The sequence below is a fragment of the Azospira sp. MPR-LB4 genome (assembly GCF_058809525.1).
The window spans coordinates 2,696,059-2,723,000 of the sequence record NZ_CM179521.1 but is presented as its reverse complement, the minus strand read 5'-3'; the positions used below and the strand labels follow the sequence as shown (position 1 = coordinate 2,723,000).

At 63.1% G+C, this 26,942-nt stretch carries 26 protein-coding genes; 19 read left to right on the top strand and 7 right to left on the bottom strand.

What is annotated here, in order from left to right:
• Nucleotides 1–52 precede the first annotated feature (52 nt).
• Together hypD and hypE are read left to right on the top strand one after the other, a co-directional pair.
• On the top strand, nucleotides 53–1,183 hold the full coding sequence (gene hypD, locus AC3QLZ_RS12775; protein ID WP_492783255.1) for a hydrogenase formation protein HypD: 1,131 nt from the start codon (nucleotides 53–55) through the stop codon (nucleotides 1,181–1,183).
• Between the two features lie 14 nt (nucleotides 1,184–1,197).
• Nucleotides 1,198–2,244: a hydrogenase expression/formation protein HypE gene (gene hypE, locus AC3QLZ_RS12770; protein WP_014236261.1), complete on the top strand. Its 1,047-nt coding sequence runs from the start codon at nucleotides 1,198–1,200 to the stop codon at nucleotides 2,242–2,244.
• A gap of 86 nt (nucleotides 2,245–2,330) precedes the next feature.
• On the opposite strand, the gene AC3QLZ_RS12765 is transcribed toward hypE, so the two are convergent.
• Nucleotides 2,331–2,459 carry a hypothetical protein gene (locus tag AC3QLZ_RS12765; protein WP_268907597.1) on the bottom strand — a complete coding sequence of 43 codons (129 nt, stop codon included), beginning with the start codon at nucleotides 2,457–2,459 and terminating at the stop codon, nucleotides 2,331–2,333.
• Between the two features lie 444 nt (nucleotides 2,460–2,903).
• Here AC3QLZ_RS12765 and AC3QLZ_RS12760 point away from each other — a divergent pair, with 444 nt between their 5' ends.
• The 5 genes from AC3QLZ_RS12760 to AC3QLZ_RS12740 all read left to right on the top strand — a co-directional run bounded on the left by AC3QLZ_RS12760 (nucleotide 2,904) and on the right by AC3QLZ_RS12740 (nucleotide 9,668).
• Nucleotides 2,904–3,809 (top strand): ZIP family metal transporter, encoded by a 906-nt coding sequence (locus AC3QLZ_RS12760; RefSeq protein WP_014236259.1) that lies wholly within the window; start codon nucleotides 2,904–2,906, stop codon nucleotides 3,807–3,809.
• Between the two features lie 51 nt (nucleotides 3,810–3,860).
• Nucleotides 3,861–5,594: an enoyl-CoA hydratase-related protein gene (locus tag AC3QLZ_RS12755; RefSeq protein ID WP_014236258.1), complete on the top strand. Its 1,734-nt coding sequence runs from the start codon at nucleotides 3,861–3,863 to the stop codon at nucleotides 5,592–5,594.
• A 6-nt stretch (nucleotides 5,595–5,600) separates the two neighbouring features.
• Nucleotides 5,601–7,076, top strand: a complete 1,476-nt coding sequence (locus AC3QLZ_RS12750; RefSeq protein ID WP_014236257.1) for a sigma-54-dependent transcriptional regulator — start codon at nucleotides 5,601–5,603, stop codon at nucleotides 7,074–7,076.
• Nucleotides 7,077–7,215: 139 nt separating this feature from the next.
• Nucleotides 7,216–8,211, top strand: coding sequence for an NADH-quinone oxidoreductase subunit B family protein (locus tag AC3QLZ_RS12745; protein WP_014236256.1), 996 nt, complete (start codon nucleotides 7,216–7,218; stop codon nucleotides 8,209–8,211).
• The gene (locus AC3QLZ_RS12740; protein WP_014236255.1) at nucleotides 8,208–9,668 is read left to right on the top strand and encodes a nickel-dependent hydrogenase large subunit; all 1,461 of its coding nucleotides are present in this window, start codon (nucleotides 8,208–8,210) and stop codon (nucleotides 9,666–9,668) included. Before AC3QLZ_RS12745 ends, AC3QLZ_RS12740 begins: the two co-directional genes overlap by 4 nt.
• A 79-nt stretch (nucleotides 9,669–9,747) precedes the next feature.
• Here the strand turns inward: AC3QLZ_RS12740 and nhaR are convergent, their stop codons facing one another.
• Nucleotides 9,748–10,668, bottom strand: coding sequence for a transcriptional activator NhaR (nhaR, locus tag AC3QLZ_RS12735; protein WP_014236254.1), 921 nt, complete (start codon nucleotides 10,666–10,668; stop codon nucleotides 9,748–9,750).
• Nucleotides 10,669–10,772: 104 nt separating this feature from the next.
• Here nhaR and AC3QLZ_RS12730 point away from each other — a divergent pair, with 104 nt between their 5' ends.
• The 12 genes from AC3QLZ_RS12730 (at nucleotide 10,773) to AC3QLZ_RS12675 (ending at nucleotide 22,440) form a co-directional block, all read left to right on the top strand.
• The gene (locus tag AC3QLZ_RS12730; RefSeq protein ID WP_014236253.1) at nucleotides 10,773–11,156 is read left to right on the top strand and encodes an HPF/RaiA family ribosome-associated protein; all 384 of its coding nucleotides are present in this window, start codon (nucleotides 10,773–10,775) and stop codon (nucleotides 11,154–11,156) included.
• 24 nt (nucleotides 11,157–11,180) lie between these two features.
• Nucleotides 11,181–12,062: a protease HtpX gene (gene htpX / locus AC3QLZ_RS12725; RefSeq protein ID WP_014236252.1), complete on the top strand. Its 882-nt coding sequence runs from the start codon at nucleotides 11,181–11,183 to the stop codon at nucleotides 12,060–12,062.
• Nucleotides 12,063–12,240: 178 nt separating this feature from the next.
• Nucleotides 12,241–12,729: a nickel-responsive transcriptional regulator NikR gene (gene nikR / locus AC3QLZ_RS12720; RefSeq protein WP_014236251.1), complete on the top strand. Its 489-nt coding sequence runs from the start codon at nucleotides 12,241–12,243 to the stop codon at nucleotides 12,727–12,729.
• A gap of 10 nt (nucleotides 12,730–12,739) precedes the next feature.
• Nucleotides 12,740–14,113 carry a sensor histidine kinase gene (locus tag AC3QLZ_RS12715; protein ID WP_014236250.1) on the top strand — a complete coding sequence of 458 codons (1,374 nt, stop codon included), beginning with the start codon at nucleotides 12,740–12,742 and terminating at the stop codon, nucleotides 14,111–14,113.
• Between the two features lie 194 nt (nucleotides 14,114–14,307).
• On the top strand, nucleotides 14,308–15,117 hold the full coding sequence (locus tag AC3QLZ_RS12710; RefSeq protein WP_014236249.1) for a HoxN/HupN/NixA family nickel/cobalt transporter: 810 nt from the start codon (nucleotides 14,308–14,310) through the stop codon (nucleotides 15,115–15,117).
• 312 nt (nucleotides 15,118–15,429) lie between these two features.
• Entirely contained in the window at nucleotides 15,430–16,554 is a 1,125-nt protein-coding gene (locus tag AC3QLZ_RS12705) for a tyrosine-type recombinase/integrase (protein WP_014236248.1), read from the top strand.
• Nucleotides 16,554–18,224: a site-specific integrase gene (locus AC3QLZ_RS12700; RefSeq protein ID WP_014236247.1), complete on the top strand. Its 1,671-nt coding sequence runs from the start codon at nucleotides 16,554–16,556 to the stop codon at nucleotides 18,222–18,224. Before AC3QLZ_RS12705 ends, AC3QLZ_RS12700 begins: the two co-directional genes overlap by 1 nt.
• 71 nt (nucleotides 18,225–18,295) lie before the next feature.
• Nucleotides 18,296–20,131, top strand: coding sequence for a site-specific integrase (locus tag AC3QLZ_RS12695; RefSeq protein ID WP_197739017.1), 1,836 nt, complete (start codon nucleotides 18,296–18,298; stop codon nucleotides 20,129–20,131).
• Nucleotides 20,128–20,616 carry a hypothetical protein gene (locus AC3QLZ_RS12690; protein ID WP_014236245.1) on the top strand — a complete coding sequence of 163 codons (489 nt, stop codon included), beginning with the start codon at nucleotides 20,128–20,130 and terminating at the stop codon, nucleotides 20,614–20,616. Before AC3QLZ_RS12695 ends, AC3QLZ_RS12690 begins: the two co-directional genes overlap by 4 nt.
• A gap of 228 nt (nucleotides 20,617–20,844) precedes the next feature.
• Nucleotides 20,845–21,273 carry a hypothetical protein gene (locus AC3QLZ_RS12685; RefSeq protein ID WP_043797807.1) on the top strand — a complete coding sequence of 143 codons (429 nt, stop codon included), beginning with the start codon at nucleotides 20,845–20,847 and terminating at the stop codon, nucleotides 21,271–21,273.
• Between the two features lie 81 nt (nucleotides 21,274–21,354).
• The gene (locus AC3QLZ_RS12680; RefSeq protein WP_043797805.1) at nucleotides 21,355–21,717 is read left to right on the top strand and encodes a hypothetical protein; all 363 of its coding nucleotides are present in this window, start codon (nucleotides 21,355–21,357) and stop codon (nucleotides 21,715–21,717) included.
• 108 nt (nucleotides 21,718–21,825) lie between these two features.
• The gene (locus AC3QLZ_RS12675) at nucleotides 21,826–22,440 is read left to right on the top strand and encodes a hypothetical protein (protein ID WP_014236244.1); all 615 of its coding nucleotides are present in this window, start codon (nucleotides 21,826–21,828) and stop codon (nucleotides 22,438–22,440) included.
• 97 nt (nucleotides 22,441–22,537) lie between these two features.
• Here AC3QLZ_RS12675 and AC3QLZ_RS12670 read toward each other — a convergent pair whose 3' ends face one another.
• The 5 genes from AC3QLZ_RS12670 to AC3QLZ_RS12650 are packed head-to-tail and all read right to left on the bottom strand — an operon-like array spanning nucleotide 22,538 to nucleotide 26,889.
• The gene (locus AC3QLZ_RS12670; RefSeq protein WP_232058802.1) at nucleotides 22,538–23,707 is read right to left on the bottom strand and encodes an MFS transporter; all 1,170 of its coding nucleotides are present in this window, start codon (nucleotides 23,705–23,707) and stop codon (nucleotides 22,538–22,540) included.
• A gap of 38 nt (nucleotides 23,708–23,745) precedes the next feature.
• Nucleotides 23,746–24,201 (bottom strand): chromate resistance protein ChrB domain-containing protein, encoded by a 456-nt coding sequence (locus AC3QLZ_RS12665; RefSeq protein ID WP_014236242.1) that lies wholly within the window; start codon nucleotides 24,199–24,201, stop codon nucleotides 23,746–23,748.
• Nucleotides 24,198–24,593, bottom strand: a complete 396-nt coding sequence (locus AC3QLZ_RS12660) for a hypothetical protein (protein ID WP_014236241.1) — start codon at nucleotides 24,591–24,593, stop codon at nucleotides 24,198–24,200. Before AC3QLZ_RS12660 ends, AC3QLZ_RS12665 begins: the two co-directional genes overlap by 4 nt.
• Nucleotides 24,590–25,954, bottom strand: a complete 1,365-nt coding sequence (gene chrA / locus AC3QLZ_RS12655; protein ID WP_014236240.1) for a chromate efflux transporter — start codon at nucleotides 25,952–25,954, stop codon at nucleotides 24,590–24,592. Before chrA ends, AC3QLZ_RS12660 begins: the two co-directional genes overlap by 4 nt.
• Nucleotides 25,951–26,889 carry a chromate resistance protein ChrB domain-containing protein gene (locus AC3QLZ_RS12650; RefSeq protein ID WP_014236239.1) on the bottom strand — a complete coding sequence of 313 codons (939 nt, stop codon included), beginning with the start codon at nucleotides 26,887–26,889 and terminating at the stop codon, nucleotides 25,951–25,953. Before AC3QLZ_RS12650 ends, chrA begins: the two co-directional genes overlap by 4 nt.
• Nucleotides 26,890–26,942: the final 53 nt, after the last annotated feature.

Genomic DNA, 26,942 nt, shown 5'->3' with positions numbered 1-26,942 from the left:
TGCGCCCCTCTCTCTGTGATCTCTGTGCCCGCTGTGGCAAAAGGTTTTACCCATGAAGTACGTCGACGAATACCGGGACGGCGAACTGGCCCAGGGCCTGGCCGCCGCCATCGCCAAGGAGGCCCGGCCGGAGCGCCGCTATCACTTCATGGAATTCTGCGGCGGCCATACCCACGCCATTTCCCGCTACGGCGTCACCGACCTGCTGCCGGCCAATGTGCGCATGATCCACGGCCCCGGCTGCCCGGTCTGCGTGCTGCCCATCGGCCGGGTGGACCAGGCCATCCGCCTGGCCCTCAAGCACAACGTGATCCTGTGCACCTACGGCGACTGCCTGCGGGTGCCGGCCTCCGACGGGCTCTCCCTGCTCAAGGCCAAGGCCCGGGGGGCGGACATCCGCATGGTCTATTCCAGCGCCGACGCCCTCAAGCTGGCTCAGGAGAACCCCGAAAAGCAGGTGGTGTTCTTCGCCATCGGCTTCGAGACCACCACCCCGCCCACCGCCGTGGCCATCAAGCAGGCCAAGGTGATGGGCCTGAAGAATTTCTCCGTGCTGTGCTGCCACGTGCTGACCCCTTCGGCCATCAGCAACATCCTGGAATCGCCGGAGGTGAGGAAGCTGGGCACCGTGCCCCTGGACGGCTTCATCGGCCCGGCCCACGTCTCCACCATCATCGGCAGCCGGCCCTACGAGTTTTTCGCCGAGGAATACCGCAAGCCCGTGGTCATCGCCGGCTTCGAGCCTCTGGACGTGATGCAGGCCATCCGCATGCTGGTGCGCCAGGTCAATGAAGGCCGGGCCGAGGTGGAAAACGAGTTTTCCCGGGCCGTCAGCCGGGAGGGCAACCTCAAGGCCCAGAATCTGGTGGCCGAGGTCTTCGAGTTGCGCCGGGCCTTCGAGTGGCGCGGCCTGCACACCGTGCCCTATTCCGCCCTGCGCATCCGCGGCGGCTTTGCCGAGTTCGATGCGGAACAGCGCTTCGGCGAGGACTACGTCAGCGTGCCCGACCACAAGGCCTGCGAGTGCGGCGCCATCCTGCGCGGCGCCAAACGTCCCCAGGACTGCAAGCTGTTCGGCACCGTATGCACCCCGGAAAACCCGGTCGGCTCCTGCATGGTCAGTTCCGAAGGCGCCTGCGCCGCCCATTACACCTACGGCCGTTTCCGCGAACTGCCGGCCTGAGCGAAAGTCCCGCCATGAAACAGAACTACATCCGCCCCCTGGACCTCAAGCACGGCCGCGTGGACATGAGCCACGGCAGCGGCGGCCGGGCCATGGCCCAGCTCATCGACGAACTGTTCGCCCCCCTGCTGGGCAACGACTACCTGGCCCAGGGCAACGACGGCTCGGTCATGCCCCTGCCGGACGGCCCGGGCCGGCTGGTGATGGCCACCGACGCCCACGTGGTGTCGCCCCTCTTCTTCCCCGGCGGCGACATCGGCTGTCTCTCGGTGCACGGCACCATCAACGACGTGGCGGTGATGGGCGCCAAGCCCCTCTATCTCTCGGCCAGCTTCATCCTGGAAGAGGGCTTCGCCCTGGCGGACCTCAAGCGCATCGTCGAATCCATGGCGGCGGCGGCCAGGGAGGCCGGCGTGCCGGTGGTCACCGGCGACACCAAGGTGGTGGAGCAGGGCAAGGGCGACGGGGTTTTCATCAGCACCACCGGCGTCGGCTGGCTGCCCGCCGGCATCGAGCTTTCCGGCAACCGGGCAGCGGCGGGCGACGCCATCCTGGTCTCCGGCCCCATCGGCGACCACGGCATGGCCATCATGAGCCAGCGGGAAAGCCTGGCCTTCGAATCCCCCATCGTTTCCGACACCGCCGCCCTGCACGGCCTGGTGGCCGACCTGCTGGCCAGCGGCGTCCAGGTCAAGGTGCTGCGGGACCCCACCCGGGGCGGCCTGGGCACCACCCTCAATGAAATCGCCCGCCAGTCGGGCGTCGGCATGATGCTGCAGGAAGCCCGCATCCCGGTGCAGCCGGCGGTGGCCGCCGCCTGCGAATTCCTCGGCCTCGATCCCCTCTACTGCGCCTGCGAGGGCCGCCTCATCGCCATCGTCGCCGGTGAAGACAAGGACAAGGCCCTGGCCGCCCTGCAGGCCCATCCCCAGGGCACCGGCGCCGCCATCGTCGGCAGCGTGCATGAGGACCCCCACCACTTCGTGCAGATGACCACCGGCTTCGGCGGCAAGCGCATCGTGGACTGGCTCACCGGGGAACAGCTGCCGCGCATCTGCTGACGGCGGAACGACAGTAAGACGGACGCAAAAAAGCCGGCCGAGCCTTGTGGGCCCGGCCGGCTTTTTCTTTACCAGGCGGGAAGGGGTCAGTCCCGCACGACGATCATGGCGGCGGCCACGTTGCTCAATTCCTCGAGAATCATGCGACGGGCGTCGGCCACATCCTTGGCGTTGGAAACCTCGTAAACATTGCGGCTGCCGTCGAGAAAACGCACGGAGGCGAGAAACGGCGCGGCACGGCGCCTGGGGCGACGCGGTGACGCAGGGGCAGCAGGGGCGGCGGGCGAGCCGGATGAAGCAGAACGACTGTGGCGTTGCATACAGCGAACCTCCCAGGTGGCGGTCAATTTTTTGACAGTAACCGCTCGTTCCCGGCCGGGGCGGCGGGAATCTGGAGCCATGCTAACCAAAGCTAACTCATTGAAAAATAATACGAAGGTGATACCGACATGCTTATCGCCTGAATTCCGCCGCTAAGCCCCTAAAAATGCTGGAAATTACTTTTTCGGGAACGACGAAAAAATCCTCATGGACTAAGGGGGGAGGATGACGATTTACCAAATCGTAATTGCCAATGACTATCGCGATCTTTCAATCAATTCATTGGATCAATCTTTCCCGCTTTGCTTAAATGGCAGCAACAACACCGGGAGTCCACCATGTCCGCTTTCATCCATCAGCTTGACGATCATGTCCTGCACAGCCGCCATCCCTGGCGCCGCGGCGCCGGCCTGGCCATCGCCGTGGCCGGCACGGTGATCCTGGCGGCCCACGGTGTCGCCGCCCTGCTCGATGCCCTGGAAAGCAGCGGCATGACCGGCGCCCTCCTGGGGGGCATGGCCGGTGCGGCCGCCACCGCCGCCGGCGCCGTGGCCATGCTTTTCCTCGGCAAGCTCAACGGCCGCCGGGAAGACCAGCTGATGGCCTTCGCCGCCGGGGTGATGCTGGCCGCCGCCATCGTCTCCCTCTTCATTCCCGCCATCGAAGCCGCCGCGCCGGTCTTCGGCAATGCCTCGCCCCTGGCCGTGCTGCTGGCCCTGGGGGCCGGTGTCGGCCTGATGCTGGGCCTGGACAAGGCCCTGCCCCACGCCCACGCCGTCAGCGGTGTCCATGGCCCGGCCACCCATGCCTCCCGGGGCCTGCTGCTGGCCCTGGCCCTGTTCCTGCACAACTTCCCCGAAGGCATGGCGGTGGGCATCGCCGCCAGCGGCGGTGCAGGGGCCGTAGTGCCGGTGGCCCTGGCCATCGCCGTGCAGGATGTGCCCGAGGGCCTGCTGGTAGCCCTGGCCCTGGGCGCTGCCGGCATGAACCTGCAACGGGCCGTGCTGCTGGGCGCCGCCACCGGCCTGGCCGAGCCCGTGGGGGCCTGGATCGCCGCCACGGTCCTGGGCGACAACCCGGCCCTCTACCCGGTGGGCCTGGCCTTCGCCGCCGGCGCCATGGGTTTCGTAGTCTTCCACGAAATGCTGCCGGAACTGAAGAGCCGGGGCGGCCTGCCCCAGGTCTCCGGCGCCCTGGCCGGCGGCATCGCCCTGATGCTGGGGGTGGACCTCTTCCTCGGCTGATTGCGTTACATCAAGTCAAAAAAGCCCCGGGGCCGCTAGAATTGCGGCCCTATGGCTTCCCTGCGCATCCTCCTCCTCACCCACACCTTCAACAGCCTGACCCAGCGCCTCCACGCCGAACTGACGGCCCGGGGCCATGAGGTGTCGGTGGAGTTCGACATTGCCGATTCGGTCACCGCCGAGGCCGTCGCCCTCTTCCGCCCCGACCTGATCCTGGCCCCCTTCCTGAAGCGGGCCATCGCCGAGGAACTGTGGTCCAAGCACCTGTGCCTGATCGTGCATCCGGGCATCGTCGGCGACCGGGGCCCCTCGGCCCTGGACTGGGCCATCCAGAACGGGGAGGAGACCTGGGGCGTCACCGTGCTGCAGGCCGAGGCGGAGATGGATGCCGGCCCGGTCTGGGCCAGCGCCGAATTCCCCCTGGGCGGCGGCAAGAAGGCCAGCGTGTACCGCCAGGAAGTGACCGAGGCTGCCTGCCGCGCCTCCCTGGAAGCCATCGCGCGTTTCCAGGCCGGTGGCTTCACGCCCCGCCGCCCCGACCCGGCCAATCCTGCGGTCCGAGGCCGGGAGCGCCCCCTGATGAGGCAGACGGACCGGGCCATCGACTGGACCCGGGACGACACCGCCACCGTGCTGCGCAAGCTCAACGCGGCCGACGGCTTTCCCGGCGTGCTCGACGAACTCTTCGGCGAGCCCTGCCATCTCTACGACGCCTGGCCGGAAGCCAAGCTGCGGGGCACGCCCGGCGCCATCATCGCCCGTCGCGAAACCGCCCTGTGCCGGGCCACGGCGGACGGCGCCCTGTGGCTGGGCCATGTGAAGCGGGGCGGCACCTACCCCCACGCCTTCAAGCTGCCGGCCACCAAGGCCTTCGCCGAGCGGCTGGCCGAGATCCCGGAAGCGCCCCTGGACGGCTGGTTCGCCGCCGACCACGCCACCTGGCAGGACATCCGCTATGAGGAGGCCGGCGCCGTCGGCTTCCTCCATTTCGACTTCTACAACGGCGCCATGGGCACCGGCCACTGCCAGCGCCTGCTGGCCGCCCTCCACTTCGCCCTGGAACGCCCGACGTCCGTGCTGGTGCTGATGGGCGGGCGGGACTTCTGGTCCAACGGCATCCACCTCAACCTGATCGAGGCCGCCGATTCCCCGGCCGACGAATCCTGGCGCAACATCAACGCCATGGACGACCTGGCCGAGGCCCTCATCCGCGCCACCGGCAAGCTCACCATCGCCGCCCTGGGCGGCAACGCCGGCGCCGGCGGCTGCTTCCTGGCCCGGGCCGCCGATCTGCTGTGGGCCCGCCAGGGCGTCATCCTCAACCCCCACTACAAGAACATGGGCAACCTCTACGGTTCCGAATTCTGGACCTACCTGCTGCCGCCCCGGGTCGGCGCCGATGGGGCCCGGGCCATCATGCAGCACCGCCTGCCCATGACCGCCGACGAGGGCGTGGCCCTGGGCTTCCTCGACGCTGCCCTGGCCGGCACGCCGCAGGCCTTCCGTGTGGACGTGGCCCGCCGCGCCGCCGAGCTGGCCGCAGCGCCGGACCTGGCCCAGCGCCTGGCCGAGAAGGCCGCCCGGCGGGCCTCCGACGAGGCCGAGAAGCCCCTCTCTGCCTGGCGCGCCGAGGAGCTGGCCCACATGCAGCGCAACTTCTACGGCTTCGACCCCAGCTATCATGTGGCCCGTTACCACTTCGTGCACAAGTCGCCCCAGTCCTGGACGCCGCGCCATCTGGCGAAGCACCGGGACCTGGGCTGGAGCGTCCCCGAGACGAACTGAAGCGCCATGAAAAACGTCCCCGCCCTGCCCGCCGTCCTCGTGGTGGACGATGAAGTCCGCTCCCAGGAGGCCCTGCGCCGCACCCTGGAAGAAGACTTCACCGTCTTCACCGCCTCCGGCGCCGACGAAGCCATGGCCATCATGGAGCGGGAGCAGGGCGCCAGCGGCGGCAAGGGCGTGCAGGTGGTGCTGTGCGACCAGCGCATGCCCGGCACCTCCGGCGTCGCCTTCCTCACCGAGGTGCGCCAGCGCTGGCCCGATGTGGTGCGCATCGTCCTCTCCGGCTACACCGAGGCCGGCGACATCATCGCCGGCATCAACGAGGCGGGCATCTACCAGTACCTGCTCAAACCCTGGCAGCCGGAACAGCTGCTGCTGACACTGAAGAGCGCCGCCAACGTGTGGCGCCTGCAGCAGGACAACCAGCGCCTCTCCCTGGAACTACGCGCCGCCGAGCCGGTGCTGGCGAGCAAGGTGGAGATGAAGTACGAGCGGGTGAAGCGGGAGCTGGGCCTGGACGGCCTCACCCGCAGCGCCGGCAGCCCCATGAATCCGGTCTGCGACATGGTGCAGCGCATCGCCCCCTATGACCTCTCGGTGCTGCTCATGGGCGAATCGGGCACCGGCAAGGAAATGCTGGCCCGGGCCATCCACTACCAGAGCCGTCGCGACCGCCAGGCCTTCGTCGTGGAAAACTGCGGCGCCCTGCCGGACCAGCTGCTGGAGGCGGAACTCTTCGGCTACAAGCGGGGCGCCTTCACCGGCGCCTACGAGGACCGCATCGGCCTCTTCCAGCAGGCTGACGGCGGCACCATCTTCCTCGACGAAATCGGCGAGACCTCCCCGGCCTTCCAGGTGAAGCTCTTGCGGGTACTGCAGGAGGGCGAGTTCCGCCCCCTGGGCAGCCCCCGGCCGGTGAGCGTCAATGTGCGGGTCATCGCCGCCACCAACCGGGACCTGGAGGCCGAGGTGCGGGAAGGCCGCTTCCGCGAGGACCTCTACTACCGCCTGGCCACCGTCACCCTGCACGTGCCGCCTTTACGGGAACGGCCCATGGACATTCCCCTCTTGGCCCAGCGCCTGCTGGAAGCCTCCCAGAAAGCCCTGGGCAAGACCGTGCAGGGCTTCACCACCGAGACCCTGGCCTGCATCGCCGCCTACCGCTGGCCCGGCAACGTACGGGAGCTGCAGAACGAGATCCTGCGCATGCTGGCCCTGTGCGAAGGCAAGCAACTGGGCGCCGAGCTGCTTTCGCCCCGGGTGTTGCGGGCCCCGGTGGGGGTCCATGAGGATGCGGAACTGTCCTTTCTCGCCGACCTCTCCGGCGGCCTCAAGGAGCGCATGGAACAGCTGGAGGCCAAGGTGGTGAAGGAGGCCTTGATCCGCCACCGCTGGAACAAGTCCAAGGCCGCCGCCGACCTGGGCCTCTCCCGCGTCGGCCTGCGCAACAAGCTGGTGCGCTACGGGCTGGAGAAGGGATGATGCTTAAGATCGTTGCCACAGAGGGCACAGAGTTTTTCCGGGCTGTGCAACGGTCGGCGCTTGCTTCAAGCGTGAGGAACGGCAAATTCCAGAGGACACCCTCTGTGCTCTCTGTGCCCTCTGTGGCAAAGGTTTTCCCGTGAACCTCCTCTGGCTCCAGGCCGGCGGCTGCGGCGGCTGCACCCTCTCCCTGCTCGGCGCCGACGCCCGGGATTTGCTGCGGCAGCTGGAGGACGTGGGCATCCGCGTGCTCTTCCACCCGGCCCTCTCCGAAGCCTCCGGCCCCGAGGCCCTGGCCATCCTCGAAGACGCCGCCAGCGGCAAGGTGCCGGTGGACATCCTCTGCGTCGAGGGCGCCGTGCTGCGGGGGCCCAACGGTAGCGGACGCTTTCACATCCTCGCCGGCACCGGCATTCCCATGCTGGACTGGGTCCAGCGTCTGGCCGGCCAGGCCCGCCACGTCTTCGCCATCGGCTCCTGTACCGCCTTCGGCGGCGTGCCGGCGGCGGGGGAGAACAGCACCGACGCCTGCGGCCTGCAGTTCGAGGGCGACGAGAAGGGCGGCATCCTCGGCGCCGAGTGGCAGAGCGCCGCCGGCCTGCCGGTGGTGAACGTGGCCGGCTGCCCGACCCACCCGGGCTGGGTGGTGGACAGCCTGATGGCCCTGGCCCTGGGCCAGTTGCAGGCCAGGGACCTGGACGCCCTGCAGCGCCCCCGCTTCTATTCGGACCAGCTGGTGCACCACGGCTGCCCGCGCAACGAGTTCTACGAATTCAAGGCCAGCGCCCACAAGCCCTCGGAGCTGGGCTGCCTCATGGAAAACCTGGGCTGCAAGGGCACCCAGGCCCACGCCGACTGCAACACCCGGGTGTGGAACGGCGTCGGCTCCTGCCTGCGCGGCGGCTACCCCTGCATCTCCTGCACCGAGCCAGGCTTCGAGGAGCCGGGCCACCCCTTCATGGAAACGCCCAAGGTGGCGGGCATTCCCATCGGCCTGCCCTCGGACATGCCCAAGGCCTGGTTCGTCGCCCTCGCCGCCCTGTCGAAATCGGCCACCCCGAAACGGGTGCGGGAAAACGCCGCCGCCGACCATCCGGTGGTGATGCCGGCCATCCGCAAGACGGGGTTGAAATGAGCAAGCTGGTGTTGGGTCCCTTCAACCGGGTCGAAGGCGACCTGGAAGTGAGCCTGGAGGTGAGCGACGGCGCCGTGCACTCGGCCCGGGTGAACGCCCCCCTCTACCGCGGCTTCGAGCCCATGCTGCTGGGCAAGGCACCGCTGGATGCCCTGGCCATCGTGCCACGCATCTGCGGCATCTGCTCCGTCGCCCAGTCGGCCGCTGCCGCCAGCGCCCTGGCCGAGGCCATGGGCCTGACCCCGCCGCCCAACGGCCGCCTCGCCCGCAACCTGATCCAGGCCGGGGAAAACCTGGCGGACCACCTGACCCACTTCTACCTCTTTTTCATGCCGGACTTCGCCCGGGGTTCCTACGCCGCCAAGCCCTGGTTCGCCGAGACCGAAGGCCGCTTCAAGGCCCAGACGGGACGGGCCACGGCGGAGATGCTGCCCGCCCGGGCCGGTTTCATGCGCCTGCAGGGCTACCTGGCCGGCAAATGGCCCCACACCATGGCCCTGCAGCCCGGCGGCACCACCCGGGCGGTGCTGGCGGCGGAGAAGATCCGCCTCTACGCCGTGCTGCGGGAATTCCGCGCCTGGCTGGAAAGCACCCTCTTCGGCGACGCCCTGGAAACCGTGGCCGCCCTGGATTCGGCCGACGCCCTGCGGGCCTGGGCCGCCGGACGCCAGGCCGACTTTCCCCGCTTCCTGGCCCTGGCCGACGACCTGGGCCTGCAGCAGGTGGGCCGGGCCGGCAATCTCTTCCTGAGCGTCGGCGCCTACCCGGGCTCCGTCGGCAGCCTCTTCCCCGCCGGCGTCTGGGACGGCGCCAAGGGCCGCCGCGCCGAGCTGGACACCGCCCGCATCGTCGAGGACCTGAGCCACGCCTGGCTGGCCGGCGACGCCCCCCAGGCTCCCGCCCAGGGCCAGACCCGGCCCCTGCTGGAGAAGGAGGACGCCTACACCTGGTGCAAGGCCCCCCGCTACGGCGGTCAGGTGGCCGAGGTGGGCGCCCTGGCACGGCAGCTGGTGGCCGGCCAGCCCCTGGCCCAGGACCTGGTGCGTAACGGGCAAGGAAAATCCGCCGGCGGCAATGTCACCGCCCGCATCGTCGCCCGCATGCTGGAAATCGCCGCCCTCATCCCGGCCATGGAAAACTGGGTGCAGCAGCTGGCCCCCGGCGAACCTTTCTGCGCCCACGGCGAACTGCCGGATACCGCCGTCGGCGTCGGCCTCACCGAAGCCGCCCGGGGCAGCCTGGGCCACTGGCTGACGGTGAAGCACGGCGCCATCGCCGGCTACCAGATCATCGCCCCCACCACCTGGAACTTCTCTCCCCGGGATGCCGCCGGCACCCCCGGCCCCCTGGAACAGGCCCTGGTGGGCCTGCCCATCCCCAAGGATGAAGCGGCGCCGGTGCTGGTGCAGCACGTGGTGCGCTCCTTCGATCCGTGCATGGTGTGCACGGTGCATTAGGCACCGGCCGGCGATCCAGAAAAGACGGGCATTTCAGGCATGAGCTGGCTAGCAGCCCCGTCCCACCTGCCTTCCAGCCCTATCCCAAAGGCAGCTTCTCCGCCCCCAGGCGAATGGCCTCCACCGCCGGGTGGCGGATCTTGCGCTCGTTGGAAATGGCGTAGAACTGCTCCCGCACGTCCTCCATGCCGCCCACCGGGCGGGCGCGGAACTGCTCCTCCAGGGCGTCGGCCAGCAGGGTCGGGGCCGGGAAGAGGCCCAGGCCGGAGCGGCCGAAGGTCATCATCAGGGCGCTGTCCTCGAATTCCCCCACCACGTCGGGCCGCAGGTTACGGGCCGAGAGCCAGGCGTCGATGCGGCCGCGCAGGGCCGTGTCCCGGGTCGGCAGCAAGAGGGGGGCGCCGTTGAGGGAATCGGGAAAGCCGGGGCCGTAGCGCGCCGCCAGCTCCGCCGTGGCGAAAACCCCCATGCGGCACTCCCCCAGGGGATGGCTGTACACCCGCAGATTGGGGCGGCTGCCGGCGGGACGGTCGGTGAGCACCACGTCCAGCTTGTGCAGGGCCAGGTCGGCCAGCAGTTCGTCGAATTCCCCTTCATGGCAGACCAGGCGCACCGGCTGGGGCAGGTCGATGGCGGCCTGCAGCAGGCGGTAGGCGATGAGCTTGGGCAGGGCGTCGGAAATGCCCACGGTCAGCTTCAGGCTGGCGGCGGCGGACTGGAGCTGCAGGGCCTCCTGCAGCTGCTCGCCGAGGAGAAAAATCTGGTCGGCGTAATGCAGGGCGGTGCGGCCCGCCTCGGTCAGCACCAGGCGCCGCCCTTCCTGGGTGAACAGAGCGGTGCCGAGGGACTGTTCCAGTTCCTTCAGCTGGGCGCTGATGGTCTGCACCGCCACCCCCAGGCGCTCGGCGGCGCGACTGATGCCGCCCTCCTTGGCCACCACCCAGAAATAATGGAGATGGCGGTGGTTGAGGCTGGCCGGGGAGGTGTTGGGGGCGCTCATGTTCAGTATTTTACGAAGTAACGATTCGATTCTCTCTGCTTTTTCCTGACAACGAAAGACCCTAAGCTGCGTTCTCGATTCGCTTTCTGCCACAGGAGGACGCCATGCAACCCACCATCATCGCCCGTCGCATCGACATCGGTGCCGAGATCCGCAGCTACGTCGCCCATCGCCTCGGCTTCGCCCTGGACCGCAGCCGCCATCGCATCCGCGCCGTCACCGTGCGCCTGATGGACCGCAACGGCCACCGCGGCGGCGTGGACAAGCTGTGCCGCATCCAGGTGGAAGTGGACGGCCAGGCCCCGCTGGTGGTCAGCGACGTGGCCGGCGACCTGCGGGCCGCCATCGACGGCGCCGCCCACCGGGCTGCCCAGGCCCTGGCCCGGACCCTGCGGCGTAGCGTCGCCCCCCTGCGCCGCCAGGGCCGTCTGGCCCGCCGCCTGCCCGCCGCGGAAGAGGCGGAGCTCAATCTGCAACCTGCCTTCTGATCCAGTCTTTACCGGAGCAATGCCATGAAACGCGTTCTGATCTTCCTTGCCACCAACCTGGCCATCATGGTGGTCCTGGGCCTGGTCATCAACCTGCTGGGCCTCAACCGTTTCCTCACCGCCAACGGCCTCAACCTGCCCATGCTGCTGGGGTTCGCCGCGGTGATGGGCTTCGGCGGCTCCTTCATTTCCCTGTGGCTGTCCAAGCCCATGGCCAAGTGGAGCACCGGCGCCCAGGTCATCGAGCAGCCGCGTAACCCCACCGAAGCCTGGCTGGTGGACACCGTCGCCCGCCTGGCCAAGAACGCCGGCCTGCCCATGCCGGAAGTGGCCATCTACGAGGGCGAGGCCAACGCCTTCGCCACCGGCCCCAGCCGCAACAACTCCCTGGTGGCCGTGTCCACCGGCCTGCTTCAGTCCATGAGCAGGGAGGAAGTGGAGGCGGTGCTGGCCCACGAGGTGGCCCACGTGGCCAACGGCGACATGGTGACCCTGACCCTGATCCAGGGCGTGGTGAACACCTTCGTCTTCTTCCTGGCCCGGGTGGTCGGCTATCTGGTGGACAGCTTCCTGCGCAAGGACAACGAGGAATCCTCCGGCCCCGGGCTCGGCTACATGGTGACGGTGGTGGTGTGCGACATCGTTTTCGGCATCCTCGCTTCCATGATCGTCATGTACTTCTCCCGCCAGCGGGAATTCCGGGCCGATGCCGGCGCCGCCCGGCTCATGGGCAACAACCCGCGCCCCATGATGGCGGCCCTGCAGCGTCTCGGCGGCTTGTCCCCCGAGCCCCTGCCGGCCAATATGGCGGCCTCCGGCATCGCCGGCGGCAAGGGCTGGATGAGCCTCTTCTCCAGCCACCCGCCCATCGAGGAGCGCATCGCCGCCCTGCAGCAACGCGGCTGAGCATCGAGGCGCTGCCCATGGCGGCGCACCGCATCCCCAGGCCCGCTCCGGCGGGCCTTTTCTTTTGCAGCAAAGACCCCGGCGCCGCCGTGAAGCCCGGTGCCTTTTGGTAGACTGGCGGGCATTGCGCCGGCCTGCCGCATTCCGCGGCCTTCCGCCCGCCGGCGAGGGAGAACGCATGGAACGCATCACCATTTCCCTGGACGAGGACCTGGCCCGGGAATTCGACGCCCTCATCGCCGCCCGGGGCTACAGCAACCGCTCCGAGGCAGTGCGCGACATCCTCCGCTCCCAGCTGGAAACCTGGCGCCAGGCGCGCAAGGAATCGGATCACTGCGTCGCCAACCTCTCCTACGTCTACAACCACCACGAGCGGGAATTGGCTGAGCGCCTCACTTCCATCCAGCACGACCACCACGACCTCACCGTGTCCACCCTGCACGCCCACCTGGACCACGAGCACTGCATCGAGAGCACCATCCTCAAGGGCCCGACGGAGGACGTGCGGGCCTTCGCCCAGGCCCTCATGGCGGAGCGCGGCGTGCGCCACGGCCAGCTCAACCTGGTCACCGTGGAACTGGACGAGAGCCAGAAGCAGCACAGCCACAAGCACAGCCATGCCCACGGCCACGGCTATCGCCACCTGCACCTGAAGCCCAGCCGCTAGTCCCGCCACCATGACCGCCAAGCGTCCCGCCCGCCCCCTGCTCGACGGCAGCCTGCTGCCCGAGCCGGCCCAGCTGCTGGAGGGGGTGAACGAGAAGGTGTGGATCGAGGTGATCCAGAAAATGGACGAGGTCTACAACGACCTGCTGCAGTACGAAGTGGCCCTGGAGCAGAACAACGCCGCCCTGGAGGAGTCCCACCGCTTCATCGCCAGCATCCTCGCCTCCATGTCCGACATCCTGGTGGTGTGCGACCGCCACGGTGCCATCGAGGAGGTGAACCCGGCCTTCCAGCGCTACACCGGACGAGACGAGCCGACCCTCAAGGGCACTTCCATCTTCGACCTCTTCGCCGACGACAAGGCCCGGGACAAGGCCCGCAGCTTCTTCGCCAGCCACAGCCACGACGGCGCCCAGGACGTGGAGCTGCCCCTGCAGGCCGAGGATGGCGGCGCCGTGCCCGTTTCCTTCAACTGGACGCCCCGCCTCTCCGGCACCGGCAAGCTGATCGGCATGGTGGTCACCGGCCGCCCGGTGGGGGAACTGCGCCGGGCCTACCGGGAACTGCGGCAGACCCACGAGGACTTGAAGCGCACCCAGCAGCAGCTGCTGCACTCGGAGAAGATGGCCTCCCTCGGCCGCCTGGTGGCCGGGGTGGCCCACGAGCTGAACAACCCCATCAGCTTCGTGCTGGGCAATGTGCTGGCCCTGAAGCGCTACGCCGGACGCCTGGAAACCTATCTGGAAGCGGTACACAACCGGGGCTGCGACTGCATCCCGGAACTGGAGGAACTGCGCAGCGAACTACGCATCGACCGCATCCTGGAAGACATGTCGCCCCTTATCGACGGCATGATCGAAGGGGCCGAGCGCACCCGGGACATCGTGGACGGCCTGAAGCGCTTCTCCGCCTTGGACCGGGAGGCGGCGGAACGTTTCAACCTGGCCGAGGTGGTGCAGCGGGCGGTGCGCTGGGTGGCCAAGAGTGCCCCGCCCAGCTTTACCGTGCGCACCGAGCTGCCGGCAGAGCTGCCCCTGCGGGGCTCCCCGGGGCAGCTGCAGCAGGTGGTGATGAACCTGGTGCAGAACGCCCTGCAGGCCACCGCCGCCCAGCCCGGGGGAGAGCTGCTGATCAGCGGCGAACTGGGGGACCGGGAACTGCGCCTGATCTTCCACGACAACGGCCCCGGCATTCCCGACGAAGCCCTGGGCCATCTCTTCGACCCCTTCTTCACCACCAAGCCGGTGGGGGAAGGCACGGGCCTGGGTCTCTCCATCTCCTACGGCATCGTCGAACGCCACGGCGGCCGCATCGTCGCCAGCAACCATCCCGAAGGCGGCGCCGTATTCCGCCTGACCCTGCCCCGGGACCTCCCCGCCGCCTGACCCCCCCCGGCGGCGCCCTGCCGCCGGTACACCTGCCCTCGACCTCAGCCCGGCCGGCCATGGAGCGGATTGAGTCCGTCGCCCCGGATTTCCCTGCCGCTTTCTGATCCAGGTCAACCCCAATCGTGTGACGGAAAGTTTATTCTTCACACTTTCTAACCTTCTGCCGCCCGCCGGCGGCCCCCTCACGGCCCGTGGATACCCTGCCCGACAACTGGCTCGCCCTCGCTTCCCTGGTGTTGATCCTGGGCATGAAGCACGGCTTCGACGCCGACCACCTGGCCACCATCGACGGCCTCACCCGCTTCAACAGCCGGCGCAACCCGGGCCTGGCGCGCTACTGCGGCACCCTCTTTTCCCTCGGCCACGGCGCCATCGTGGTCGCCATCGCCCTGGCGGTCGGCACCCTGGCAGACGTGTGGCAGGTGCCCGAATGGTTCGAATGGGTGGGCGGCCTCATCTCCATCGCCTTCCTCACCCTGCTCGGCGCCGTGAACCTGCGGGCCGTGCTGGCCGCCGCTCCGGGCGAGATGGTGCGCCCCGCCGGCATCAAGGGCCGTTTCCTCGGCCGCCTCACCGAAGCCGGCCACCCCCTGCTGGTGGCTGCCGTCGGCGCCCTCTTCGCCCTCTCCTTCGACACCCTGTCCCAGGCCGCCCTCTTCGCCTTCACCGCCACCCGCCACGGCGGCTGGGAACACGCCCTGGGCCTTTCCCTGCTGTTCATGCTGGGCATGCTCATCACCGACGGCATCAACGGCCTGTGGATCTCCCGCCTCATCGCCCGGGCCGACACGGTGGCCCTGGTGGCCTCCCGGGTCATGGGCCTGGTGGTCTCCGCCGTCAGCCTGCTGGTGGCCGCCTTCGGCGCCGCCAAGATGCTCTCCCCCGCGGTGGAAGCCTGGAGCGACGGCAAGGAACTGGCCTTCGGCTTCTCCCTGGTGTGCATCATCGCCGCCAGCTTCCTGCTCGCCCTGCGCCTCGCCCGCCGGCCCCTGCCGGCCTGAACCGCCCGCCCGATCCTGCGCTGTCATCCAACCACCTGCCAATGCTCTCGTCCCCGGATATGAAAAATAATAATATCGTCACACCTGGCAAAAACCATCGCCTCCAGGCGGCAATAAGGACGGCCCTGCTGGCCGGCGCCCTGCCGGGAGCCGCGCTGCTATTGCCCCTCCAGGCAGGGGCCGCAGGCATGCCGACCCTGGACGTGTTAAGAGACCTGCAGAGTGTTGCCTCTGTAGAAAAAAAAGGTCCTTACAGTTACGGTTCTCCAAGTTGCCATTCTGGACAACTGGATTACTACTGCCTGGATCGATATGCACTTATTCCTCACCGACCCAACCTTCACGGTACACGGACAGCCATACCCAGGCATCCCATTTCTCATTGACGACCAAATGGCGCTTGTCACAGCGCCAAATGAATATCTCTTCCACGTCGCCGTAGTTAGGGGAAGAACATCGTCCCCGAAGACTTGGCAGACCTATGGAAATCACCTCTATGAATTCTTCAGCTTCCTGGAAACCATAGAGATTTCCTGGGACAGGATAAGAAGCACTCATCTAGCAGCCTGGCGGGACTCCATGCTTTCACGAGGATGTCGCCGCTCTACGGTCAACCACCGTGTGGGGGCTGTATCCAACTTCTACAAATGGGCCTTGCGCTCACAGAAAATCTCTTCCCTCCCCTTCTATATGGAGGACGTTCGGGTATCCCGGCCGAAGGGATTTCTGGCGCACATTGATGCCAAGGGAAATCAAGTCCAAGCCAATGAACTGAAGTTACGTTCATTTAAGCCACAACCAAAATTTCTAACAGCCGACAAGGCCAGGCTGTTCGTCACCGCGCTAACCCCGCGACGTAACCGCCTAATGGCCTACTTGATGTGGTTTTCGGGACTTCGTAGGGAAGAGGTTGCAACCTTGGAGTTGGAGGACATTCCCAATCCATCTGGCCATCCACCAGGTAAGCCTCTCGCGATGACGCTACGTACAACAAAGGGCAGAAAACCCCGATGGGTATCTGTCCCTTATGACCTAGCTGTCCAGTTATGGAACTACGTAATTTATGAGAGATCTTCGCTGGCTAAGCGCTACCGTAAACGGCACGTTGGTCCTGAGAGCAACCGGGTCTTCCTGACAGCATATGGAGAGCCAATCAGCCTGGGCGGAATAAACAACGCCTTCAAGAAGGCCTCAGAGAAATCAGGAATCAAATGCACACCACACATGCTGCGTCACACGTATGGCACCTACGAATTTATCCGGATGAGTCAATTCAAGAGTAAGGAAAGCGCTCTGTTTTGGGTCATGGAACGCATGGGACACAGCAGTTTGGCAACGACACAAATCTATATACACACAGCCAGTCTGGTAGATCACACAGCCTTGGATGGCTACCAAGCTGACATCTGCAAACTGCTCCAAGAGGATTGTGTCTGATGGCGATCCGGCGTAAGCGGGTTGATCGCAATACCCACATCGATCTGACCCCAGAAAAGCAGATCATCGACCTCCCTCCAGGATGGGCGTTCACCATTCGCTGTGTACACAGTGGCGCGGAGTATCACTTCGACTTCACAAGCCACCGGGCCCGAGGCCGTGAGCCGTTGGCCGAGCAAATGCGAGATGCCATTTGGTCTCTGCGTTTTGTCTCTGCCGGCAAATCACTGATGACCTATTTCAATAGCGGTATTCGTTGCTTCTGGCACTTCCTGGATGACCTGGAGCAATCCGGCCAAGTAGTGACTACTCTGGAACAGGTCGACCGGCTAATCATCATGCAATTTGTAGCATGGTTGGCCCTACAGACCGTTCAACACGGAAAGAACAAGGGGTTACCGTGGTCTGTATCCGCCTGTAATGCGACCTATGCCGGTATCAAATCAATACTCAAAAATCGCCGGCAACATGTGCCAGAGTCCATCAACCCTAACCTGAATTTCCCCAAGAATCCCTATCCCAACTCCAATAAGCGGATACCGCGACGAGAAGGTTACTCTGCAGGGGAGCAAGAGCGGATCATTGCTGCCTGCGCAGAAGATCTGGCCCTATTCAACGCAAATCCGGAAGCCCTCTCATCTCATCAAGTCTTGGCAGTTCATGCCGTCATCACCGTTTTGACCTGCGGCGTGAATATGACCCCCCTCCTGGAAATGCGCCGGGATAGCCTGCGCAGCTTTCTTCCGGATCGAGACTTACTGGTCTTGGAGAAGCGCCGTGGGTATACCACGCGCACCATATCCCTTCCCAAAAATACACCGGAGGAAACTGCAACACCCATTACCAAAATGGTGGGAGATTATCTCCGGCAGCTACAGCAATACACAGAGCGCTTTGTGTCAGACGCTGACGAAGCAGATCGCCCATTCGTTTTTCTCTGCCGTTTGGCCGACGTCACGTACTCACGACGTCGCGGAAATGTTGTTCGTTTCGACGAAGTTCAGGTGCGCAATGCACTCAAAAGCTTTGTCAATCGACATGAGCTATTTGACGACCGAGGCGCCCCCTTGAACCTGAGCATCGCACGCCTCAGACCGACATTTGCGCTGAATTACTACCTACGTCATCGCGACCTACGTAAGCTACAACAAGCCCTTGGCCATAGTTCCATTCTCCTGACCATCCAACGCTACATTCCACCAGTCACTCCCGAGGCTGTTCGCAACCATGCCTTCATTGGCCAGGCCATGGTGGGCTGGGCCACCAGCAGAGATGAAACCTTAGCTATCCGCTTAGCAGCAGATGGAGAGATTCCTCTTCGGAACGCAACTGAGCTGCTCACCGGTGGCTACAACACATCGATTGCCCGCTGTCGGAATCCATTTCGCGAAGCGGACCAGGTCTGCGGAAAATTCCTGGCCTGCTTTCGCTGCCCCAGCATGGTGGTGTTTGAGGACGACCTTTACCGCCTATACAGCTTCTATTTCCGTCTCCTGGCTGAGCGCCCCAAGATTCCTCCCCACCAGTGGATGAAAACATTCGGACCAGTCATAAGAACTATCGACGAACAAATTGCGGTGCAGTTTGATTCTGCCGTAGTGGCGGAAGCCCGCCAGCGAGCCCAATCCACACCGCATCCTGCCTGGCGCAATGACGCCCCCCTGATATGAGCACACTAGCTAATCCTGCGAAGCCCATTCGAGCGCTTTCATCCGCAGAAAAGGCCAGAACTCCGGTCTCTATGGCGAAGACGGATCTGGGTGAGTCCGTCGTGGTGTCCCGGTATGAGGACGAAATCTGGGACTTCTGGCCTTACATCCCGCAAAACAACGCTAGGGATAGTGAAAAGCGGATCAACTGGCGCATTGAGATCGCACCTGGTGAATTTCTCACTGACCACCAGCATGCCCCCCTGCTGGAAAGTACCAAGGACTTTACCTGGTCCTTGTTTATAGACCCTATCGATGGGCGCCAACGACCGCGAATGGCAACCGTGATTGCCCATGTGGTAGCGCTAACGCCCCTATTGCGCTGGATGGCGTCCCGAGGCATGCGACAGTTCAGGGATATAGAGGGAAGAGCCCTGGAATATGTCCCCATTGCCAAGATTAATCAGAGAACAGGCAAACCGACAGCCAAGGGCTGGCATGCAAGGCGGTTGATAGTTTTGGAGGAGCTATATCTTCAACGTGAAAAGCTGGCCGATGCCTTACCTACACATCCATGGCCTGATGAATCCGGTTTCACTCTGTCAGGAGAACGAGCCAAAGGTCGAACCATCAAGACACTACGAATCCCAGAGCGCACGGTTCGCCAGCTAGCCGAAGTCGCAATAAATTACGTCACCAACCTAGCTCCCCATATCTTAAGCACTCGGGATGCCCTGGAGCAGGCGGTGGCTAACAAAGAGGGATTCCAAGCCACCAATATCCGAATACCACTAGCCCGGGAATTGGGTTTTGAGGGCTCTCGTGACCTCAGTGCAGAACTGAGTTATCTCCGGGATTCCTGCTATATCGTGATTGCCATGTTCTCCGGAATCCGGGATTCCGAAACGCTATCCCTAAAAAGGGGGTGCATCGCTCATGACAAAGCGGACGATGGCATTGATCTCATCTGGCTTCACGGCACAATCTTCAAGACTGGAATAAAGCCGCACAAATGGCTCGTCCCGCCAATTGTTGAGACCGCAGTTCGTGTAATGGAGTGGTATCGACAACCGTATGCAATTCAGATCGAGGAGCAGATTTCCCAATTTGAACAGCAACTCGACATGTCCATTCCGGGCTCGACCTTCCACAAACGCCAACTCAAACGCCTGCACACCGCCAGAAAGGACCGGGATGGGCTCTTCCTGGGATGCGCCCCCTGTGTGGGTCATTTAGTAGGAGTGCTCAGCAAAAGCACCATTCATCGACGCCTCCAGAACTTCTGTCCACATTTCAATATTCTGGGAGACGACGGCAAATATTGGCGGCTTTCATCCCATCAATTCCGCAGAACCTATGCCTATTTCGTCGCCTCAGCCGAGCTGGGCGATCTCCACTATCTCCGAGAGCATTTTGGTCACTGGTCCATTGACATGACGCTGCTATATACCAGCGGAGCCTCCGATGCCTACCAGACGGATACAGACCTACTCACGGAAATATTGCGGAGCAAGACAGAAAAGCAGGAGAGCGTTCTACACAATTACCTGATGACAGACGCTCCCCTGGCCAACGGCGACATCATGCTTGCCGATCTACGCCAGACCATCAAAACTGCCAAGAATAAGCAGTCCTTGTTGCAACAGATTTCGTCAAGCATCACCCTAAATGGGACCGGCCACAGTTGGTGCATCGGCAATGCCAAGGGGACAAGTTGTGGTGGCCTGTGTGTTTTTGAGGCAGACATGTGCGTCGATTGCGCCTACGGGATGATCGGCCCTGAGCACCTTCCGGTCTGGAAGGAAATTGCTCTTCAGCAGCAAACGGCTTTAGACATGTCGGATCTGGGGCTGCCTGGTAAAACCCGGTCCCAGCGAATCCTGAATAAGGCCCTTGATGTCATCGCCAAATTGGAAATACCTCAATGAGCAATAATGCTGGGAACCCGCAAGCGCTACAGGCCCATAAGGAAAATTCGATCAAGCTGACGCGACAAGCCCTGAACTTGGCAATACAGCGCATTGTTGGCGGACATCCCGATCAGGTAAGGGTTGGGTCTCGCCTGACCGCCGCCAGCGTTGCTCAAGAGGCTGGAGTGGAGCGTTCCACACTGTATCGGTACCACCGGGAGATATTGTCCGAGATTCAGCGCATCAACGACACTGATGCCCAGTCGAAGTTGAAGATCAAGACATCCGCGCTTGCAAAGGCAGAGGAACGAAAGAAGGAATACCGGGAGCTTCTGGAACTGGAGCAGTCCAATCTGTTGAAGATTGCCCGGGAGAATTACGCGCTCCAGCAACGTATTCAAGAGCTGGAGGATTTGTTGAAAGAGAAGGATTCCTTGATCGCCAACCTCCGGGCAGAAAATAGAAAAGTCTCTTTAATCAGCGAAAGTCCAAGGGAAGGTTAGGTGAGTATTCGCATGAATACTGTGAATTTCACATCGAGCAGACGCTCGCCTTGAGCCAAATGCAAGATGGATAGATACTTGCGACTCCATCTCCTTTTTCGTAAATCATATTTCGGCCACAAGGCGCGAGAATCGTCGCTAGTTCAAGGTTCCCGGCATTTTTCTCATGTCCGTACGATTACGCATAGACGGACCCATGGGTCCGTCTATTAACTGTTAGGCTCCACTATGCCGTCTGAAACTATCGCCGTACTCGGTACCCTCTCGGGGGTGTTGATTGGTGGGTTCATAAACTACTTGGCGAGCCGCAGTGTAAAGAACCACGAATGGAAACTTGCGCTTGCGAAAGAACAAAGCACTATTCGCCACAAACTTTACGCGGAGTTTCTAGTTGAAACGCAACGACTCGTAGTTCAGGCGAGAGAAGAGAAAATTTCATCCCTTGCCGATCTAAACATGCTGAACGGAAAGTTCGCGGAGGTTTCACTTGTCGCATCCGGTATGGTCGTGGAGGCGGCGAAGAAATTGGCCGACTACGTCATTACCAGTCATAGTGCGCAGCCTGCGAAGGAAGTTGCTGACTTCTTCAAACTGAAAGAGGCATTCATCGCTGTCGCACGTCAAGATATCGCAGAGGTGCTGAGTGGTGGAGCCTAACACCACGTTCAAGGCGCAGCCTTCGGCTGCTGGGACGTCCCGCAAGTGGGCCGCCCCTTGCCTTCAACGTTAGGGGCACAAGTGACCATCGCCGTTGAGACCCGCCTTAGACTGGAATTGCTGTTCATCCTGTCGTTGTGTTTTGTCGCGGTTTTGGCGGAGGTGTTGGCGGCTGCCGCGGTGCTAAAGCCGGAATCTGAACCTCTTGCTTCGTGGTTTCAGCGCAGCGGTGCAATCACTTCGGTCTTCTGCGTCTTTGCCCAACTCAGAATCAACAACTTCTTCGAATCCATCCGTGGTGGAACATTCTCCGAGTCGTGGGCACTCTTCCGCCTGTTCAACAAACAGCACGGTACCGTTAGCTGGATCATTACGTTCGTTGCTATCTGGGGTGCATTTGTCTGGGGGTACGGCGATCTCATGCTTCGGCACTTCAGTCGTTGAGGGCGCTTCGTGTCATCAATACCAATACGCCCCCTACCACTACATTCGAGCGGACCTGCGCGAAAAGATGCGCAGGCCGCTCAATTTCGACGCGAGGTTTCATAGGCTATGAGAGCGCTCTCCACTGCAGATGTACCGATTCAACCTCTCAAGGAATTTGGCGAAGACGTTGGTCCAGAATTCGAATTTGAGATCGAAGATGGACGCGTTGCTCTCCTATCTGCTGAGCCACCGTCGTGGATTCACCTGATTGCCGATTCAAGTTGGTGGATTAGCCTTTTCTCGGCTGCCGCGGCTTTGTATATGGCGGAGATCGTGAAGGAAGCGGCAAAGGAATCGTGGAAGAACCGCGCAAAGGCGACGGCGCTCGTGGTAGGCGCGGCAAACAAGGTGAAGTTGTTCGCGGAGAAGGTTGTTCGCCTAAAGAAGAAACTTCCAGAGCGAACCGACATCGTGGTCGCTCTCCCCATTCCGAACGACTATTTCGGTGTTCGACTTACGCTTTCCGTTGACGACGCCGACCTACTTGCTTATCAAATTGCGCTCTTCGTTTCCCATATGCCAAGGTTGATTGAAGCAATCCGGAACGAAAAACTTGATGGTCCGCGTGTCGCAACCGGCCTCTTCTTGGAACTGCAAGACAACGGTGACCTAAAGGTGACATGGTTCAACCGAGAGTCTTTGGAGCTAGAAAGCCTTGTTATTCTGTTGCCCGTCCAATGAAGCCTATTGTTGAAATTCCGATAAGGGCCCTTGCATCTGCCCAATTTTGATTGCCGACTTCGGCTCCTTCTGAGGCCCGAGAGACAAATCCACTTCGTTATGGGTCTCGTTGTCGAAATGCTTTCCAAAGCATTAAGTCATAGCAAATTTTCAACGCTCCACAGGCAACCAGAGGCGCTGCAAGCCATCCCGCTGCAAACATTGCCCCACCAATCGTTGGGCTGATGGCAGAAGCCAAACTGCGTGGGACCGCAGTAAAACTTGCCGCAGCTGCACGCTCGGCCGGTGTCACCACCGCCATTACGAAAGCGCTTCGAACCGGTACGTCCATCTGAGACAGCAACGCCCGGATAAACAACAATGCGAATGCCAGCTCGAGACCCGGGGCAAATGCCGCGGCGATGAGACAGATGCTGGCGGGAATGTGGGTGAATACCATTGTATTCACCAGGCCAATGCGCTCGGCGACCTTCGGTGCGATTAGCTGGGACACAGCGGACAACAGCCCAGCCCAGAAGAAGAAGCTCCCCGCGGCAGCCAGCGACAACTCAAAACGCTGAAAGAACCAAAGGGCCATCAAGGCATTGATGGCCAGCCCTCCCGCAAAGGAGTCCAGGGAGAACAGCAGCGCCAGCCGGACAACAACGCCCTTCGACTCGCCGAGCGCCTGCGGAGCGGCCACCGCGCACTCCCGCCGGGGTGCCGGCATCCGTCGATACAGCAGCCATACCGTGCCACCCACCAGCCCGTAGAGCACGAACATCACCCGGAACCCTGATAGCAGCTCGATCCCCAGCACCGATACCAGTAGCTGGGGAATGCCTGAGGCCAGCGCCCCCAACGCAGCAAACAGGGCTCCAAGCAGGGAGTAGCGGGCGAACAAGGTGGTGCGGGCAGTACCCTGGCCCGATTCGGCCAACCGGGCATGTTCGAGGGGCAGAAACACGCTGACATCCCCAGAACTCGGATTGAGGGTGCCGACGAAAGCGACCAGGAGCAGGGGCAGGAATGCTGACAAAGAGGCAAAGGAGAGCCCGGTCCCCAGCATCAGCAGCGCGGCGCCCAGCAGCAGGTTCCGGTGATGGAAGCGATGGCCCCAGGCCCCCACCGCCAGGGTGGCGAATGCCGAACCCAGCAAGGTCGTTGTACTCAGGATGCCGACATCCAGGGTGCCGAAACCGAGCGCCAGCAGATAGGCTGGAAGGAGAACTGCCACATAGCCATCGGCAAATGCCCGCAGGGCCTTGCCCACCAGGAGCGGCAGCACTACCCGGTCTACACCTTCAGGCAGCAACCAGCGGCCAGTCACTTCAACCCCAGAAACCGGCCTATTTTCTTCAGCGGGGTATCGGCGCACCAGGCGTAGAGCGCATCGTAGATGACCATGCCGTGGGCCAGCATCTCGTGATCGTCGCTGAAATTCAGAGACAGACCCTTTGAAATGGCCAATAGACCAGCCGCTTCCTTGGCCAGTTGTGGCTGACCGCAGTCGGCGCCGCGCACGATGAGGGCCAGCTTGTTGAGTGCGGCATCCTCAAGCTTGTACTTTCCGATGAAGGCATCGAAGCTGCACTGGTCGCCATGGTGGCCCAATTCGGTGTTGGGCACGTCGTAGGGGGTGGCACCGGTCTCGGCCGCAATGCGCATCACTTCACCTGCGGGGACGTAGAGGAATTCCGGACTCTCGTCGACAAACCGGCTTATCAGCCAGGGACAGGCGATACGATCAATCTTGGGTCTTTCTCGCGTGATCCATTTCATTGGGGCATCTCCTTCAGATTGGCGGGTAACGGGGTCAGGTTGCCGGAAAGCACTTCCTGACCATCCAAATAGAGACGGACAGCCTGTCCTCGCTGGCGTACCTGGTAACACTCCTCTGGTTCTTTGGGCCTCGTCCAGTGCCAGCAAAGCTCATTGCCAATGACCCGCCAATTTCCCCTGGCAGGCTTGCCCATATTCATGCCGCGCAACTCCCCACCACTGAGAAATTGGTAGGCAAAGTGGACGCCATCACCGAAATCCTGGTTGGACAGGGCTTGGGCCAGCACCTTGCCCTGGAGCAATACCCAGCCTCTGTCGGCAGCAGCAGCGTTGATAGCCGTCACCAGCACAGCGACCCCTACCCACCGTGCCGTTCCCATGCCGAGGCTCACAGGAACATCTTCACCAGGAAGCCGATGACCGCGCAGCCACCAATGACATGGATGACGTTCGCCTTGAAGCGGAACAAGGCAATGGCTGCCCCTAGGGCAATCAGTGCCGATACCCACTCGAACGCCCCGTCGAAGCCCTTCGGCCACAGCACGTGGTAACCGAAGAACAGGGCCAGGTTCAGGATAACGCCGACCACGGCGGCCGTGATGGCGGTGAGCGGCGCCGTGAACTTCAGGTCATTGTGGGTCGTTTCGATGAAGGGACCGCCCATCAGGATGAAGACGAAGGACGGCAGGAAGGTGAACCAGGTGACCAGCATGGCCGCCACCGCACCGGCCAGGAAGAGGCTATCCGGGCCGAACACGGCCTTCACGTAGCCGCCAACGAAGCCGACGAAGGTCACCACCATGATGAGCGGTCCCGGTGTTGTTTCGCCAAGGGCCAGACCATCAATCATCTGGGGACCGGTGAGCCAGCCATAGCTCCCGACGGCCCCCTGGTAAACATAGGGCAGTACGGCGTAAGCACCACCAAAGGTCAGCAATGCGGCCTTGGTGAAGAACCAGCCCATCTGGGTCAGGGTATGACTCCATCCGTAGCTGGCGGTCAGCAGCCCCATCGGGACCAGCCACAGCAAGCCACCGATAAGCGCGACTTTCGCCAACTGGCCCCAGGAGAACCGGGCATGTACCGGCGTCGGCGTATCGTCGTCGATCAGGGCTCGGCCGAAGGACTTATCCGCTTTGCCGTGGCCGCCACCAGCCTTGAATTTGTCCGGCGCGACACGGCCGCCAAAGTAGCCGATGGCTGCAGCCGCCGCGACGATGGCTGGGAACGGCACGTTGAGTGCAAATATGGCCACAAAGGATGCTGCAGCGATGGCCCAGAGGGCATTGTTCTTCAGGGCCCTGGAGCCGATGCGGTGGGCCGCCTGGACGACAATGGCGGTAACCGCCGGTTTGATGCCGTAGAACAGGCCGGCCACCAGGGGCACATTGCCGAACGCGATATAGATCCACGACAGCCCAATCAGGATGAACAGCGACGGCAGCACGAATAGCCCACCGGCGACGATGCCACCCCAGGTGCGGTGCATCAACCAACCGATATAGGTAGCCAACTGCTGGGCCTCCGGACCGGGGAGCACCATGCAGTAATTGAGGGCGTGCAGAAAGCGGCGTTCAGAAATCCAGCGCCGGCGCTCGACCAGCTCCTGATGCATGATGGCGATCTGCCCGGCAGGCCCGCCAAAACTGATGAAGCCGAGCTTCAGCCAGAACAGGAAGGCCTGCCAGAAGCTGACTTCGGCAGGTTTGGACTCTGGCGAGGTGGAATCGGCGGCTGTCAGGATCGTACTCATGATTTCGATCCTTTCTCAAAGGAGGCCAGTAGTCCGTCAAAGATACTGCCGGCCAATGCCAGGAGTTGGTCATCATCGAGAATGGTGTCGCGTAGGCCGGCCAGGGTGCTTTCGATGCCCACCGCCTCTAGCGGTTGTACGCCACCCACATCCAGGAAATGGACCAAGGTACCGATGCGCTGCAGAGCCGGAGTTTCCAGGCCGAAGCTGGCAAGCAGCACTTCGAAGGTCACCCGGGCGCCGACATGGGTGAACGTCGCCCCATCGAAATCAAAACCAAGAGCCTCGGCCGGACAATCTGCCGGCGTTGCCAGCCAGAGCAGTTCGGCCTGGGGATCGATGTAGCGGCGAATCAGCCAGGCACTGGCCAGCCGGTCCACCCAGGGGCGCCGTCGCGTTGCCCAACGACGTTTTTGATAGTCCTGAATGCTTAAGCGGGAGATAGCGTCGTTGACCGGGTGCGGCTCATCGGGGGAAAGAGCCCAGGCTGCTCGTTGCTCAAGGTCACGTAAGGCCTCATCGGCCTGCTTTTGCGCTTCTCCAGGGAAAAAATCGATGGCTACCAGGTTGGAGAACGCCTTGCGCAGCTTGCGGGCTTGCTTCAGAGCTTCGTTTACCGTGTCCGGACCGAGCGTGTCTCGGGCCGTGGCAATCTCCCCCAGCAGAGTAGCAAAGTCGGCGCTGCGGTCGAAGAAGACCACAAAGTTGCCATCGCTGGGCTCCTCGAGGCGGACGACCAGGGCTGTACCTTCTGCAGCACGAACATCTGCGGCTACGGCATCAAGTGTGTTCCGGCAATCCTCCCGCTCCGGCATCAGATAGACCCCATCCCGGAGGACGGCGGCACCCGATGCCTTGAGGCTACGCCAGGCACGCATGCGGGCCGTGGCATTCTCGGTGGGAAGGCTGGTAATGAGTGCGATCCATGTAGTCATGAGTGTACTCTACAATGCTGTTGATAACTCTACAAATAAAATTTGTTGCTACA